Below are 16,154 nucleotides of genomic sequence, written 5' to 3' on the forward strand. Positions count from 1 at the left end.
GCGCGGCGGTTCGCGCGGGCCCTCCGGGACTTGTCCCAGGCTCGGGCTAGGCTCGCTGCGGCGCGCCACGCCGGCTGATCTCGCCGGTGACCGGCTGCACACCGCCGAGACCGGGGAGTACGACCAGTTGACCGCAGAGCCTGACACCCTGTACGGGGCCGATGACCTCACCCACCTCGAGGGGCTGGACGCCGTCCGCAAGCGTCCCGGCATGTACATCGGCTCCACCGACAGCCGTGGCGTGGGTCACCTCGTCAACGAGATCCTCGACAACTCCACCGACGAGGGTGTCGCCGGCCACGCCAGCCACGTCGAGGTGATCCTGCACCCGGACGGCTCGGTCCAGGTCGACGACGACGGCCGGGGCATTCCCACCGACGTGCACGCCAAGTCCGGCATCTCCGGCGTCGAGCTGGTGCTGACCCGCCTGCACGCGGGCGGCAAGTTCGGCGGCTCCGGCTACAAGACGTCCGGCGGTCTGCACGGCGTCGGCGCGTCGGCCGTCAACGCGCTGTCGCGCCGCTTCGACGTGACAGTCCGCCGTGGCGGCAAGGTCCACGCGATGTCGTTCCGGCACGGCGTTCCCGGGATCTTCGACGGTGCCGGGCCGGACGCGCCCTTCACCGCCGGCCCCGGCCTGCAGGTGACCGGCGCGATGAAGCGCGGCCAACGCACCGGCACCTCGATCCGCTGGTGGCACGACGCCCGCTACTTCGAGACCGGCGCGGCGCTCGACGTCGACGCGGTCCGGATGAAGCTGCGCAACACCGCCTTCCTGGTCCCCGGCGTGACCTACCTGCTGCGTGACCTGACCGGCGAGACGCCGGTCGAGGAGCGGTTCCACTACCCCAACGGCCTCAGCGACATGGTGGAGTTCCTCGCCCCGGCCGGCGACCGGCCGGTCTCCGGCATCCTGCTGGTCAACGGCGAGGGCACCTACCGGGAGAACGCCGCCGACGCCAACGGTGTGATGCAGTCCAACGTGCAGCGTCGTGCCGAGGTCGAGGTGGCCTTCCGCTGGGGCACCGGTTACGAGCGCACCGTCGAGTGCTTCACCAACACCATCCGCAACGCCCACGGCGGCACCCACCGCAAGGGCTTCGAGCGGGCCCTGGTGCGCACCCTCGCCGACGCGGTCCGCAACACCCGCGGCCTGCTCAAGGCCAAGGAGGAGCCGCCCACCCTGGACGACGTCCTGGAGGGCATGACGGCGGTGGTGCACGTGCGCATCCCGGAGCCGCAGTTCACCTCGCAGACCAAGGACGAGCTGTCCACCACCGGCATCACCAAGGTGATCCAGGGCCTGGTCGACGCGCACGTCAAGGCCTGGCTGGAGGACCGGCGCACCAAGGCCGAGGCGCGGACCGTCCTACAGAAGATCGTCGACGCGGCCCGGGTGCGGCTCACGCAGAAGCAGCAGAAGGACGCCGCCCGGCGTAAGACCGCCCTGGAGGGCGCGTCGATGCCGCCGAAGCTCGTCGACTGCCGGGCAACAGGGGTGGAACGGAGCGAGCTGTTCATCGTCGAGGGAGACAGCGCCCTCGGTTGCTTCACCGGTGACACGAAAGTCGCACTGGCCTCGGGGCAGAGTCGGTCCTTCGCTGAATTGGCTGCAGACTGGCAGCGAGGCATCAGCCACTTTGGTTACACGACCAACAAGGCCGGTCGGGTCGTCGTCGCCCCCCTGGTGGAACCCCGGCTCACCAAGTCTGACGCGCCGTTGGTGCGGGTCACGCTCGACAACGGCGAGTCGGTGCGTTGCACACCTGATCATCGGTTCCGGCTGCGCGACGGCTCCTACCGTCGGGCTGACTCGCTTGTCGAGGGCGACTCCCTGATGCCCCTGTATCGCCGCCTCTCCAGTAAGGCGGAAGGGCATAACCTCCAGGGCTACGAGCGAGTCTGGATGAACGACCGGGACGAATGGGTCTACACCCACTACCTGGCTGACGCGTGGAATCTGCGCCATGGCAAGGACAGCGCAACCAACGGGAATGTCCGTCACCACATCGACATCAACAAGCGCAACAACGACCCCCGCAACCTGCGGCGGATGACCTGGCCGGATCACACCGCACTGCACGCCGCAATGATGGGCGACCACGTCCACGCCGGTTGGCGGGAGTGGTTCGCCAACGGCGGCCGGGAGTTCCGGTCAGCCATGCTGACAAGTCAGTGGCGAGATCCTGATTTCCGTGAGGCGTGTCTCGCTCGCCTGTTCGCGCTCAACGAGTCGCCAGCGTTTCGCGCTAGATTTGAGAAGGGCTTCCAGGAGTGGTACAACGCGCTCGGCACCGAGGAGCAAGGCGCTTACGCCGAGCGGATGCGTGAGCGGCAGGCCACCTACTGGGCGCACCCCGAACATCGGGCAGCGGCAGCCGAACGGGTTCGCCAATACTTTGCTGACCCGTCTCGTCGCCAGCAGTGGCGCGAGCGGTCAGTACAGCAGTGGCAGGACCACGACTTGCGTACCTGGCGCTCTCGGAAGACCGTAGAGCAGTTTGCGGACCCCGCCGAGCGAGACCGCCAGCGCAATGCGGTGTTGGCCTGGCATCGGGACAATCCAGAATTCGGTGATCAACATTCCCGTCGCCAGCAGAACGAAGGTCGCCGTCTAGCAGCGCTCCGTCGGCTGGCACCGTTGCTGGCGCATCCCGACGAGGAATTGTCAGCCACTTACGAAGCCGAGCGGGTGCGTACCGCTCGCACCGGCCTCCGCTTCGCACGGCTTCTAGCCCTGTACGACGGAGATTACGGCCGACTTCGTGACGCCGCCTCGCTTGTCAATCACCAAGTGGTGTCGGTGGAGGTGCTCGACGAGACAGCCGACGTCTACGACCTGACGGTTGACGGGTACCACAACTTCGCCCTCGAAGCTGGCGTGTTCGTCCACAACAGCGCCCGGGTAGCGCGGACCTCCGAATACCAGGCGTTGCTGCCGATCCGCGGCAAGATCCTCAACGTGCAGAAGGCCAACCTCCAGCAGGTTCTGGACAATGCCGAGTGCGCCGCCATCGTCCAGGTCCTCGGCGCGGGCTCGGGGCGCACGTTCGACCTCGCCGCGCTGCGGTACGGCCGCGTGCTGATCATGGCCGACGCCGACGTGGACGGCGCGCACATCCGTACGCTGCTGATCACTCTCTTCGCGCGGTACATGCGTCCGCTGATCGAGGCCGGTCGGCTCTACGCCGCGATGCCGCCCCTGCACAAGATCACGACGAAGGGGCGTAACCCGCAGACCGTCTACACCTACACCCAGGTCGAGATGGAGTCGACGGTCCGCAGTCTGGAGAAGGCCGGCAAGCAGATCGTCACCCCGATCCCGCGCTTCAAGGGTCTGGGTGAGATGGACGCCGACGAGCTGTGGGAGACCACGATGAACCCGGCCACCCGGGCCGTCCGGCGGATCACCCTCGACGACGTGGAGGCCGCCGAACGGATCCTCGAACTCCTGATGGGCGAGAAGGTCGAGCCGCGCCGCAACTGGCTCATCGACTCCGCCGACCGGGTCGACCGGGACGCGATCGACGCATGACCACCTGCTGTGTTCTGGGGGAAAGCTGAGCCATGGCACGCCGTAAGGAAGACAAGGTCGATCTCTCCTCGTTCGACCAGGCCGGCGCGCGGGTCTTCGACAATCCGCTGGTCACCGAGGTCTCCGACTCCTACCTGGAGTACGCGTTCTCGGTCATCCACTCCCGTGCCCTGCCGGATGCCCGCGACGGCCTCAAGCCCGTGCATCGGCGCATCCTCTGGTCGATGTACGAGCAGGGCTACCGCCCCGACCGAGGGCACGTGAAGTCTGCCCGAATTGTCGGGGATACGATGGGAAAGTACCATCCGCACGGCGACACGGCGATCTACGACGCGATGGTCCGCCTCGCGCAGGACTTCTCGCTCAACGTGCCCCTCATCGACGGGCACGGAAACTTCGGGTCCCCCGACGACGGTCCAGCCGCGTCCCGCTACACCGAAGCCCGGATGTCCCGGGAGGCGATGCTGCTCGTCGGCGAGCTGGGCGAGGACACCGTCGACGTCGAGCCCAACTACGACGGCTCGCTGACCCAGCCGACGGTGCTGCCGGCGGCCTTCCCCAACCTGCTGGTCAACGGCGCGTCCGGGATCGCTGTCGGGATGGCCACCAACATGATCCCGCACAACCTCGGCGAGGTGGTCCAGGCGGCCCGCTGGTTGATCAAGCACCCGGACGCCACACTGGACAAACTCATGGAGTTCGTCCCCGGCCCCGACCTGCCCACCGGTGGCGTGCTGCTCGGCCTGGACGAGGTGCGCCGCGCGTACGAGACCGGACGTGGCGTGGTGCGGATGCGCGGCAAGGTCGAGATCGGCCCGATCGAGGGCAGCCGGGGCCGACAGGCGATCACCGTCGTCGAGCTGCCCTACGGCGTGGGCGCCGAGAAGGTCATCGCGGCGATCACGAACGAGGTCACCAAGACCAAGCGGCTGACCGGCATCGCCGACGTCAAGGACCTCACCGACCGGGAGAGCGGCACCCGGCTCGTCGTGGAGTGCAAGGTCGGCGTCAACCCGCAGGCGCTGCTCGCCGACCTCTACCGGTTGACCCCCCTGGAGCAGTCGTTCGGCGTCAACAACCTGGTCCTGGTCGACGGCCAGCCCCGTACCCTGGGATTGAAGGCGCTGTTGGAGGTCTTCCTGGCCCACCGGTACGAGGTGGTCACCCGGCGCACCACGTACCGGCGGCGCAAGCGCCAGGAACGGCTGCACCTGGTCGACGGCCTGCTGATCGCCCTGCTGGACATCGACGAGGTGGTCCGGCTGATCCGGGGCAGCGACGACGCGCAGGCCGCGAAGGACGGGCTGATGAGCCGGTTCGGCCTCTCCGACATCCAGGCCACCTACATCCTGGACACTCCGCTGCGGCGCCTCACCAAGTTCGACCGGATCGAGCTGGAGTCCGAGCAGGAGCGGCTGCGCGCCGAGATCGCCGAGCTGAGCGCCATCCTCGACGACGAGCGGGTGCTCAAGAAGGTGGTCTCCGACGAGTTGGCGGCGGTGGTCAAGCAGTTCGGCGCCGAACGGCGTACGACGCTCGTCGACGGCGACCTGAAGGAGGTGCTGGCCGCGTCCGCGCCGGCCGGCCCCCTGGAGGTGGCCGACGATCCCTGCCAGGTGATCCTCTCCGCGACCGGACTGGTCGCCAGGACCGCGGCCGAGTCGGAGGAGAGCGCCGAGGGGCGCCGACGCAACGGTCGGGTCAAGCACGACACGGTACGCGCCATCGTGCACTCCACCGCCCGTGGCCGGGTGCTGCTGCTGACCAGTGCCGGTCGGGCGTTCAAGGTCGACGTCCTGCCGCTGCCGGTGCTGCCCGAGCAGGCAGGCACCGTGTCGCTGCGCGGCGGCATGTCGGCGGCCGAGCTGGTGCCGTTGGCGGCGGGGGAGACCGTTGTCGGCCTGGCCCCGCTCGGTGGGCAGGCGGACGGCTCACCCGGTCTGGCGCTGGGCACCCGGCAGGGCGCGGTGAAGATCTGCGCGCCGGAGTGGCCGGTACGATCCGACGAGTTCGAGGTGATCGGCCTTCGCGACGGTGACGAGGTGGTGGGGGCGACCTGGCTCACCGACGGCACCGAGACGCTGACGTTCGTCACCTCGGAGGCGTCGCTGCTGCGCTTCTCCGCCGGGCTGGTTCGTCCGCAGGGCCTGAAGGGTGGCGGCATGGCCGGCATCAACCTGCCGACGGGCGCGCAGGTGGTGTTCTTCGGCGCGGTGCGCACCGACGATCCGGGGCACGGCGAGCCGATGGTGGTCACGTCCACCGGGGCGACGGTCAAGGTGACGCCGTTCGCGGCGTACCCGGCGAAGGGCCGGGCCACCGGCGGCGTGCGTGCCCACCGGTTCCTCAAGGGTGAGACGGACGTCGCCGTGGCGTGGGTGGGCCCGCGCCCTGTCGGCGCGACCGCGAACGGCGAGCCGGTGGAGCTTCCGGCGGCGGATCCCCGCCGCGACGGCAGCGGCTTCGCGGTCATGCTCGGCCCAACGGTGATCGGCCACCTCATAGAACGCGACTGATCCCCGCCTCCCCCTCCCCGCCGCACGAGCCGCACGGACCGCACGAGTCGCACGCGCCGCACGAGTCGCACGAGCCGCACGCGTCGATCATGAAGTTGTTGCCAGGACACGCCGGTATTCCTGGCAACAACTTCATGGTCAACTAAGTCTGAGGGTGTTGTGCGGGTGCGCTGCGGCGCGCCGTGGCGCGGTGTGGCGCGGTGTGGCGCGGTGTGGCGCGGTGGCCGGGCACGCGAGGCGGCGCGTCAGTCCTCGGCTCTGGCCCTCGCCCCTCGCTCCCACCCTCGTCGATCTTGCGCTTTCGGTGGTGATTTTTCCGGCGCAGAGGGGCAATTCGACGTTCCTTACTGCAAGATCGACGGGCGCGGGCGCGGGCGCGGGCGCGGGCGCGGGCGCGGGGCGCGGGCGCGCGGGTGGGGGGCGCGGGCGCGCGGGTGGGGCGGGGTTGGGGTTGGTTAGGCGACGTTGTGGGGGCGGAACTGGACGCTTACCCGTGGGCCCACCGGGCGGGTGGTTTTCGGGATGGCGTGTTCCCAGGTGCGTTGGCAGGAGCCGCCCATCACGATCAGGTCGCCGTGGCCGACCGGGAAGCGCAGGCTGTCGCCGCCGCCGCGGGGGCGTAGCAGCAGGGGCCGGGGCGCGCCGAAGGAGACGATCGCGACGATCGTGTCGGTGTGCGCCGAGCGACCGATGGTGTCGCCGTGCCAGGCCACGCTGTCGCGCCCGGAGCGGTAGAGGCACATGCCGGCGGTGACGAAGGGCTCGCCCAGCTCGGGCGCGTAGTGCCTGGTCAGCGCCGTCCGCGCGGCGGTGAGCACGGGGTGGGGGAGTTGCCGCTCCGCGTCGTACCAGCAGAGCAGCCGTGGCACGTCGACCTCGCTGTCATACATCGTGCGGCGTTCCGCGCGCCAGGGAACCTCGGTGAGCAGGGTGTCGAGAACCCCGTCGGAGCCGTGCACCCAGCCGGGCAGGTGATCGACCCAGGCCCCCCGGCTGAGTTGGTGTCGGCGGATCTGACCGTCGAGTGGCCCCAGGGTCGGCCCGGCGTCGGCCAGGTCGAGCATCGACGGCTGGTAGGCGGCAGGCGTCATGCCGCCACCCTAGCAGCGCTTTCGTACACCCGTGCTAGTGGCGGGCAGGCTCGATCCTGGATGTGGTGGTCTGCCGGGCGCAGCGAGGGGACGACAACCAGGATCGAGCGCGATCATGACGGTCGGCCCGGGTCGGCGGCGGAGCCGGCGGCAACGGTGGTCGCCGACGCGCGGACGGCGTCGAATACCGCGTCCACGACCCGGGCGCGACCCCTGCCGTCGACAGTGGACCAGGCTCGGGCGGCGAGCGTCGCGCGCCGTTGGGGTGCGCTGAGCAGCCCGTGCAGCGTCCGTGCCGCCGTCGCGCGGGCCGCCCGCCCGGTCACCCCGGGCGCGGCCAGCTCCGGTAGCTCACCGAGGCCGGCGGCCAGACCATGCCGCACCACCCGGTGGTACGACTCGCGTTGGTTGTCGACCACGCAGACCAGCGCGGCGGGCGCGCCGAGACAGCAGAGTTCCCAGGTGGACGTGCCGGCTGCGCTGATCACCAGGTCCGCTTCGGTGATCAGCGCGGGCAGCGAGCTGGTGGGCGGCACCGGTCGGATGATCTGGCCCCGCCCGGGGGTGACGTCCTCGACCTCCGCCTCGATATCGGGTCGGCCGACGATGACGGTGAGGTCCATCGGGTGGCCGGTGGCGACCAGCACCCGGGTCAGCACCGGGGCCGCGCCGACCGCGTCGGTGCCGCCGAAGAAGGCCAGCACCCGGGGTCGACCGACCGCGGCGGCGGGCGGCGGGACCGGCGGCCGGGCGCTGATCACCGAGTTCCGCAACAGCGCGTACCCGCTGCCGGCGAGCAACCGCCCAGCCAGCCCAGCCCCGGGAGGCAGCTCCGCGCCGGGGGGCAGCCCAGTCCCGGGAGCCAGCCCGACGCCGGGGGGCAGCCCGACGCCGGGGGGCAGCCCGACGCCGGGGGGCAGCCCGACGCCGGGGGGCAGCCCCGCCCCGGCGGGCGGTTCCGCGCCGAAGTTCTGGTCGAGGTAGAGGTCGGCGTCCTGGCCCCGGCTGTCCCCGTCGATGATGGCGAGGGTGAACACGCCGGCCGCGCGCAGCGCGCCGGCGCCGGCCGGGTCCAGCTCGTAGGAGTCGAGCACCACCACGTCCAGCGCGTGCAGCCGGGCCGCGTCGACCAGCGCGGCTGGCGAATCCGGGCCCGGGAAGAGCGGGATGCCCCGGGTGGCCAGCTCGGCGGTGGCCCAGTCGAGGCGTTCGACGGTGCCGAACACGGCGACGTGGGCGCCGCGGGCGAGCAGCTCCTCGGCGAGCGCCAGGCAGCGCACCAGGTGGCCGACGCCGCGCCGGGGCCCCGCGTCGCACCGTAACCCGACCCGCAGGGTGTTCAGGACTCCTCCAACGGCTTCTGGCGTACGCCGGCGTTGAGCGCGCGTAGCCCGGGCTGGCCGTGCAGCCAGTCGGCGAGCTTGGCCAACGGTACGTTGACGTCGCCGAAGTGGTCGACGATGGCGCTGACCAGCGCCCAGTCCTGCTCGGTGTCGAGGGTCAGCCGCAGCGCGGACCGGTCCGGGGTGAGCGTCACCCCGAGCACCCGGAACAGCTCCGGATGGGTGTACGCGTACGAGGTGACGTGCACGCGGTGGTGGCCGGTGGCGAGCCGGCCGAGGGTACGCAGGGTGTCCGCTCGGATGATCTCGACGTCCAGTCCGCGGGGCAGGGTCCGGGCGATCGACGTGCTCGCGTAGTCGAGCCCGGGCACCGCCCGGTAGACCGAGGCGACCACCGTGATGATCTCCGGGTCGAGCAGCGGGCAGTCGGCGGTGAACCGCATGACCGCGTCGCCCGGGTGCGCGTCGAGGGCGCCCACGAACCGGTCCAGCACGTCGTCGATCGGCCCGCGGTGACACGGGACGTCCAACCGTTCGCACTCGGTGACCACCGCGTCGTCGACCGCGTCCGTGCTGGTGGCGACCACCAGGTCGGCCAGGACGCCGCTGTCGCGGGCGGCGCGCACCACCCGGCCCAGCACGGTACGACCGGCGAGAGGGCGGAGCACCTTGCCGGGCAGTCGGGACGATCCCATCCGGGCCTGCACGATGCCGACGATTCGTGGCGCCGCGTCGCCGGTCACTGCTGCTCCTCCCGCTTGGGGGCGAGCACGGCGGTGGCCCGGCGCTTGGCGGCGCGCGCGCCGCGCTTGGCCAACCGGGCGGGGGTGATGGCGAGTCGGCCCACCCGGTAGCTGATCGACCCGCTGAGCAGGCCGATGGTGGTCTCGGCCCGGCGCAGCGCGCGTTCCCGCGAGGTGAGCAGTTCCTCGGTCCACGCGGTCAGCGCGGCGAGCCGGGTGAGTTCCTCCCGCTGGCGCAGCCACGCCTCGCGTAGCTGCTGGTAGCTCTGCGCGCCGACCGGCGGGTCGGTCGGGGTGACGGCGTGCAGCTCGGCGGCGAGGTCGATCCGGCCGTCCGGGTCCAGGCCGTGCAGGGCGGCGGCGATGGCCGCCTCGGTCTCCACCGCCTCGGTGACTGTCGCCCGGTCCAGATCGTGGCCGGCGACACCGGCGAGCACCACGGTGAGGCCGGCGACGTCGAGCGTGGACGGCCACGGGTGGGCGTACCCGCCGGTGAGCAGTCCCGTCGCGAAGCGCCACAGGCCCCGGGCGAGCACCACGTCGGCGGGCAGCGCGGCGGTGGCCCGCCAACTCGGGTCGAGCACCGCGTACCGCTCGCCGTCGACCACCACGTTGTCGGTGCCGGCCAGCGCCGCCGCTCCGGCGATCCGACCGTCGGCGTCGGCCTGGTCGGCGAGCCAGCCCGCGTACCCGTGCAGCAGGGTGCGCAGGGCGGCCAGGTCGCGACGCACGGCGGCGTCGAGCAGCAGGGTACGCAGCAGCCGGCCGGACGGCACCGGCCCGGACAGCGCGTCCGGGTCCCGGTAGGCGGCCTCGCGGCTGGCGAAGGGCGCCACGACGGGGGCGTCCACGCCGGTGACAGCGGTGAGCCCCCAGCGCGGCCCGGAGGGGCCGTGCAGCACCTCCAGCACGCCGATGCCGGGGCGGCCGGTCTGCACCAACGCCACCGGCAGGTCCCCGTCGGCGCTCGACGGGGTCGGGTCGGCGGGCCGGCGGGCGAGCGTCAGCCAGCCCGGCGCGAGGTCGGCGGCCCGCCCGGCGTGCAGCGCGTCCACCGCCAGCCGCGCCGGGTCCTGGAGAACGGTGGCGCTGGCGAAACCGCCCGCGCAGGCTCCGTGCAGCACCGCGTCGAACAGGCCGGAGCCCGCGTCGCGGTCGAGGTGGTCGGCGTCGAGCAGCGCCGTCGGGGTGCTGGCATCGGGGTACGCGGCCCAGCACGCGACCGGTCGCAGACCGGCAGTGGTCAGCCGTTCGCGCAGGTGGTCGCGGTTGGTCGGGTGGGCGCGGTCCAGCACGCCGCCGATCGTCCAGGCGGAGTCGTCCCGGCGGGCGTACCAGGGGGTGGTGTCGACCAGCCGGTGCAGGCCGAGCGGGTTGTCCAGGCGCAGCAGCAGGGCGCCGCCCGGTCGCACCGCGGCGACGAGCCGGGCCAGCACCGCGTCCCAGCCGAGCGGCGTGCCCTCCACCGACTCCACCGGGTCCAGCCCGGCGGCGGCGATCACCACGTCGTACGTCTCGTCGGGCAACCCGGCCACGCCACCGACCACCAGGTGGGCGGCCCGGTCGGCCAGCGCCACCGCGTCCGGGTGGCTGCGCAGCAGGCAGGTCACCTCGGCGTGGCGGAGCTGGTCGAGCAGCGCCGGATCGTGCGGTCCGGCCAGCAGCACCCGGGCGCCCGGAGGCACCAGGCGTACGGCCAGGGCGGCGAGCGGACCACCGTGGGCCAGCCGTTCCTGCGGCAGGTCCGACCAGGCCAGCATCTCGCCGCCCGGCAGGGTGATCCGGTCGGCGGGCGCCGTCTCAGTCGTCACGGTCTTCCTCTTCCTCCTTGAGGTTCGCCCACCCGAGCAGCTCGCGCAGTTCGGCAGGCGTGCAGCGGTGGTCGGTGCCCAGCTCGGCGCGGGCGATCTGGACGGCGGTGGGCAGGTCGACGGCGGTGCCGTGCAGCTCCGGCCACTGTCGCCGGATCCGGGCGGTGCCGCCGAAGGTCGGGTCCTCGTTGGACAGGATCATCGGGTCGCCGTACACGGCCGGTTCACACCCCGCCGCGATGCCGTAGAAGATCGCGCTGGTCAGCCGGTTGGACGCGACCCGCCGGTGCCGACGCAGCTCGGTCAGCTGCTTGTCGAGGAAGTACGGGTCGGTGTCCTTCCACCAGTGCCCCCGGTAGCCGTGGCAGATCACCCGGAACCCGGCCCGTTCGTAGAGCCGGCGCACGTGGCGCATCCGGTACTCGTGCCAGTAGAGGCAGACGGTGACCGGGCCGGGCTCGGTGTCCTTGATGAGCGCGATCAGCGAGCGGTGGTCGCCCTTGACGTGCTGGCCCTCCCAGCCGTGGAAGGGGTACCAGATGGTGCCCTCCCGCTGCTCGGCCGGTGCTTCCTCCGGTCGCATGGCCAGCAGGTAACTGAACGGCGCGCCGATGACGACCACGTTGCGCCGCCCCACCGACCAGGCCCGGCGGCGGGTCTGCTCGGACCAGAGCAGGCTGGGGGTGTACTCGGCGTACGGGTGGCCGGGGGCCAGGCCGTCGCCGATGTTCCAGCCGTGCTGCACGTACCCGTTGATCCGCGGTGGGTGCCGGTCGCCGAGGCCGGCGTAGCGGGCCAGCACGTGGGCGTGACCGTAGAAGTGGTTGGCGTGGTGCATCAGGTTCCCATCAGGCGGCGGAGCGCACCGCGCCGAACCGCAGCGCGGCGGTCAGCGCCTCGATGACGCGGTCCTGGTCGGCGTCGCTGAGCCCCGGGTAGAGCGGCAGCGACAACTGCTGGGAGTAGAACGACTCGGCCACCGGACAGGACCCGCGCCGGTAGCCCAGGTCGGCGAAGGCCGGGTGCCAGTGCACCGGGAGGTAGTTGACCTGCACGCCGATGCCGGCCGCCCGCATCCGGTCGTACACCTCGCGGCGGCGTCCGTCGAGCACGCGGATCGGGTAGAGGTGCCACGCCGGGTCGGCCCACGACCTGCGGGTGGGCGTCAGCACGCCGTCCAGGTCGGCCAGCGCCTCGTCGTAGCGGGCGACCAGCGCGGACCGGCGCGCCGTGAACGCGGCGAGCCGGCGCAGTTGGCTGCGGCCCAGGGCGCAGAGCACGTCCGGCAGCCGGTAGTTCAGCCCGAACTCGTGCACCTCCTGGTGCCAGCCACCCTCGTCGGGGAAGCGCAGCTCGTCGCGGTCGCGGACCACGCCGACGCCCCGGAACCGGCGGGCCCGCCGCAGGATCTCCGGGTCCGGCGCGGCGACCGCCCCACCCTCCGCGGTGGTCAGGTTCTTGGTGGGGAAGAACGAGAACGTGGTCAGGTCGGCGAGCGAACCGACCGGCCGACCGCGGTACGTCCCGCCGATCGAGTGCGCCGCGTCGGCGAGCAGCAGCGCGTCGCTGCCGTCGAGCGCCGTGCGCAGGGCGTCGTAGTCGGCCGGGTGGCCGGCGTAGTCGACGGCGGCCACCACCCTCGTCCGGCTGGTGACCGCGGCGGCGGCCGCCGCCGGGTCGAGACAGAAGGTCTCGTCGTCGACGTCGGCGAACACTATCGTCGCACCGAGGGCGACAGCGCTGCTGGCGGTCGCCACGAACGTCATCGGCGACACGACGACCTCGTCACCCGGTCCCACCCCGGCCGCCGCGTAGGCCACGTGCAGCGCGGCGGTGCCGTTGGACACGGCGGCGACACCGACCCCGCCGGTCCACCGGGCCAGGTCGGCCTCGAAGGCGTCGACCTGCGGGCCGGTGGTGAGCCAGTCGCCGCGCAGCACGTCGGCGACGGCGGCGACGTCGTCCTCGGTGATCGACTGCCGGCCGTACGGGAGCATCCCCGTCATGCGGTGATGCCGAGCATGTCGCGCAGCTGCTCGACGGTGAGCCACTCGTCGTTGGTGTCCGACTGGTAGGCGAAGCCGTCCGGGACCGCGTCGCAGTCGGCCGGCGGCTGGTAGCCCCAGGTGGCGATCGTCGGCTGGACGATGAACCGGCCGTCGGCGCGCAGCGTCCGCCGGCTGTCGTCGGGCGCGATCATCTCCTCGTGCAGCTTCTCGCCGGGCCGGATCCCCACCTCGTGCGTGGTGGCGTCCGGGGCGACGGCCTCGACCAGGTCGAGGATGCGCATGCTCGGGATGCGCGGCACGAACAACTCGCCACCCTGCATCTGGTCGAACGAGTCCATGACGAACTGCACGGCCTGGTCCAGGGTGATCCAGAAGCGGGTCATCCGCTTGTCGGTGATCGGCAGGCTCTTGCCCTCGGCGGCCAGTCTGCGGAACAGCGGGACGACCGAGCCGCGGCTGCCCACCACGTTGCCGTAGCGCACCACGGCGAACCGGGTGGGGTGCTGGGCGGCGTAGTGGTTGGCCGAGACGAACAGCTTGTCGCCGACGAGCTTCGTCGCGCCGTACAGGTTGATCGGGCTCGACGCCTTGTCGGTGGAGAGCGCGATGACCTTCTTGACGCCGGCCTCGATCGCCGCGTCGACGACGTGCTGGGAGCCGGTGATGTTGGTGGCGATGTACTCGGAGGGGTTGTACTCCGCGGTGTCCACCTGCTTGAGCGCCGCGGCGTGCACCACGTGGTCCACGCCGTGCATGGCCCGGGTGAGGCGGTGCCGGTCCCGGATGTCACCGATGAACCAGCGCAGCCGCGGGTCGTCGCCCAACTGCTGGCGCAGCTCGTACTGCTTGAGCTCGTCGCGGGAGAACACCACCACGCGGGCGGGGTCGGCCTCGTTGAGGATGTGCCGGAGGAACGTCCTGCCGAAGGAACCAGTTCCCCCGGTGATCAGAATGGACGATCCATTCAACTCACTCAATGTGGTGCTCCCGTGTCCGTGGATGAACGAGCGGCCCTGGGCCGGCCGACCGGGGTGACACGCTAGCCATGGCGGGTTAACGCCCCGGCGCTCGGCGGTGAACCGCACCCGCTGCTCCCGTGAATGCCGGGCACCGTGCAGGCGAACACTTCGCAACCCCCGGGAGACGGGCTGACCAGGCCGAACCGGGCCGCTACAGTGACCGCGCGCGAGCGACCCGGCGGCGTGTGTCAGCCGGTTTCTCGCGTCCACCCGACATCCGCACCGGCTCGGTGCGAGCGGGTCACCCCGAGCGCCGCCGCCGTGGGCCGACGTGCCCGTCGCGCCCGCGCGGGCCCGGTCCGGACGGCGGTTCTGGAGGCGTTGATGGCATCCGGTAGTGACGTGATCGAACGGCCGGCGACGGTGCCCGACACCCCGGACCGTATGCCCGCGCGGCGCTGGTTGGTGCCGGCGCTGCTGGTCGTCGGCTGGGCGCTCGGCGTGGCCTGGCGGATGTGGTTGTCCCGGCACATCGTGCTGCCGATCGCGCACACCGACGAGGACAGCTACCTCAACACCGCCCGTGCGCTGGCCGGTGGGCCGGGTGGCTTCAGCAGCGAGAACGAGCTGCTGCGCCGGGTGGGCTACCCGATGCTGATCTCGCCGGCGTTCCTCGGGGAGCGGGACTTCGCGGACAGCTACCGGCTCGTTCAACTGATCAACGCGATGGTGAACTCGGCGCTGCTGCCGCTGGCGTACCTGCTCGGCCGTCGCCTGTTCACGCTGCGCCGGTCGACGGCGTTGCTCGGCGCGGTCGTGGCGGCGACCCTGCCGGCCACCGTCTTCTACGCCGGCGTCGCCATGATCGACGCGGTGCTGGCGCCGCTGGTGGTCGCCTGGCTGCTCGCCGTGCACCGCTGGATCAGCCGCCCCGGCCCGCTCGCCGCCGTCACCGTCGGGCTGCTGGTCGGCGGCTTCCACCTGCTGCACTCGCGTGGCCTGGTGATCGTGGCGGTGCACGCCGGGCTGGTCCTGCTGCTGTTCGTCCGCCGCCGGATCACTCCCGCCGGGGTGCTCGCGGCGCTGCTGCCGGTGCTCGCCCTGGCGCTGGTCAACGAGGCCGCCATCCGGCATCTCGGCGACACCGTCTACCTGCTGGGCAACAACCCCGGTGGCGGCACGTTCGCGGCGGTCGCCTCCGCGCACGGCGTGGTCCGCGCCAGCGCGGCCGTCACCACCCAGCTCTGGTACCTCGTGGTGATCACGTTCGGGCTGGCCGGGGTGGCCTGGGCCGCCGCCGTCCGCGAGCTGTGGCGGCCACAGCGCGGCGACGCCGTCCGCTGGACGATGGGCGTGGCCCTGGTGGTGACCGTCGGGGTGGCCGCCGGCGCGTCGGTGATCCTGGCCGGCGTCACCGGCAAGCCGTTGGACGCGATCTACGGCCGCTACGTGCAGATGCTGGCGCCGTTCTGGCTGCTGATCGGGGTGGGCGTGCTGTGTGCCGCGGAGCGTCGGGTGGTGCTGCGCCGGCTGGCCGTCGCGGCGGCGCTGCTGGTCGCTGGCGGTGCGGTGATCGCCGCCCGGCTCGCCTACGTGGCCGGTCAGGGGCACTCGCTGCGCTACGGCGGTTTCAGCGCACCGGATCTGATGGTGCTGACCGGCGGCTGGCGGGAACTGCGCCCGGTGGTCGGGACGCTCGTCGGCCTCGCCGGCTGCCTCCTGCTCCTCGCCGCGGGTTGGGCGCCCCGGCTCCGGCTGCCGATCCTCGGTGTCCTGGTGGCGGTCAACCTGGTCACGATGCAGGTGATCGAGCACCGCATCGTGCGGCCGTTCGTCGCGAGCGCCACGCCGACGCCCCAGGTGGCCGACCTCGGGGTACGCCCCGGCGAGCGGGTCTGGGCCTCGACCGGGGTGCCCTACATCCTCCGGTTCAACCTCAGCCACCAGGTGACCTGGGCCGACGTACGGTGGTTCGGCGAGGGGCGGCCGCCGGCCGCGGCGCAGGTGGTGTTCGTCCGGTGGGCGCCCGGCCAGCCGGACGACTGGGACGGCGCGGCGTACGGCTTCGTCCGGCTCGGTGGCAACCCGGAGCAGCGGTGGGCGGCCTGGCGGCGGTCCTGACCCGCCCGTCCCGATGGACATCCGCC

At 72.1% G+C, this 16,154-nt stretch carries 9 protein-coding genes and 3 pseudogenes; 5 read left to right on the forward strand and 7 right to left on the reverse strand.

What is annotated here, in order from left to right:
* Positions 1-55: 55 nt before the first annotated feature.
* The 4 genes and pseudogenes from O7634_RS31910 to O7634_RS19660 all read left to right on the forward strand — a co-directional run.
* Positions 56-1,546 (forward strand): annotated as a pseudogene (locus O7634_RS31910) (ATP-binding protein); the annotation flags it as partial.
* Positions 1,520-2,890 (forward strand): annotated as a pseudogene (locus O7634_RS31915) (DNA topoisomerase); the annotation flags it as partial. The pseudogenes O7634_RS31910 and O7634_RS31915, both read left to right, overlap by 27 nt.
* Positions 2,891-2,896: 6 nt before the next feature.
* Positions 2,897-3,535: pseudogene (locus tag O7634_RS31920) on the forward strand (toprim domain-containing protein); the annotation flags it as partial.
* Between the two features lie 32 nt (positions 3,536-3,567).
* Positions 3,568-6,051 (forward strand): DNA topoisomerase IV subunit A, encoded by a 2,484-nt coding sequence (locus tag O7634_RS19660; RefSeq protein WP_278151579.1) that lies wholly within the window; start codon positions 3,568-3,570, stop codon positions 6,049-6,051.
* Between the two features lie 455 nt (positions 6,052-6,506).
* Here the strand turns inward: O7634_RS19660 and O7634_RS19665 are convergent, their stop codons facing one another.
* From O7634_RS19665 to pseB, 7 genes are all read right to left on the reverse strand, one after another.
* Positions 6,507-7,142 carry an alpha-ketoglutarate-dependent dioxygenase AlkB gene (locus O7634_RS19665; RefSeq protein WP_278151580.1) on the reverse strand — a complete coding sequence of 212 codons (636 nt, stop codon included), beginning with the start codon at positions 7,140-7,142 and terminating at the stop codon, positions 6,507-6,509.
* A gap of 113 nt (positions 7,143-7,255) precedes the next feature.
* Entirely contained in the window at positions 7,256-8,485 is a 1,230-nt protein-coding gene (locus O7634_RS19670) for a glycosyltransferase (RefSeq protein WP_278154019.1), read from the reverse strand.
* Positions 8,482-9,228, reverse strand: a complete 747-nt coding sequence (locus O7634_RS19675; protein ID WP_278151581.1) for a glycosyltransferase family protein — start codon at positions 9,226-9,228, stop codon at positions 8,482-8,484. The genes O7634_RS19670 and O7634_RS19675 overlap by 4 nt, the downstream gene beginning before the upstream one ends.
* Complete coding sequence (locus O7634_RS19680) at positions 9,225-11,039, reverse strand: class I SAM-dependent methyltransferase (protein WP_278151582.1); 1,815 nt, start codon at positions 11,037-11,039, stop codon at positions 9,225-9,227. The genes O7634_RS19675 and O7634_RS19680 overlap by 4 nt, the downstream gene beginning before the upstream one ends.
* On the reverse strand, positions 11,029-11,877 hold the full coding sequence (locus O7634_RS19685; protein WP_278151583.1) for a hypothetical protein: 849 nt from the start codon (positions 11,875-11,877) through the stop codon (positions 11,029-11,031). The genes O7634_RS19680 and O7634_RS19685 overlap by 11 nt, the downstream gene beginning before the upstream one ends.
* A gap of 10 nt (positions 11,878-11,887) precedes the next feature.
* Positions 11,888-13,045 (reverse strand): aminotransferase class I/II-fold pyridoxal phosphate-dependent enzyme, encoded by a 1,158-nt coding sequence (locus O7634_RS19690; protein WP_278151584.1) that lies wholly within the window; start codon positions 13,043-13,045, stop codon positions 11,888-11,890.
* Positions 13,042-14,025, reverse strand: coding sequence for a UDP-N-acetylglucosamine 4,6-dehydratase (inverting) (gene pseB / locus O7634_RS19695; protein ID WP_278151585.1), 984 nt, complete (start codon positions 14,023-14,025; stop codon positions 13,042-13,044). The genes O7634_RS19690 and pseB overlap by 4 nt, the downstream gene beginning before the upstream one ends.
* A gap of 366 nt (positions 14,026-14,391) precedes the next feature.
* On the opposite strand from pseB, the gene O7634_RS19700 reads away from it, so the two are divergent.
* Complete coding sequence (locus O7634_RS19700; protein WP_278151586.1) at positions 14,392-16,128, forward strand: hypothetical protein; 1,737 nt, start codon at positions 14,392-14,394, stop codon at positions 16,126-16,128.
* Positions 16,129-16,154: the final 26 nt, after the last annotated feature.

The sequence above is a fragment of the Micromonospora sp. WMMD1120 genome, assembly GCF_029626235.1.
Lineage (GTDB): Bacteria > Actinomycetota > Actinomycetes > Mycobacteriales > Micromonosporaceae > Micromonospora.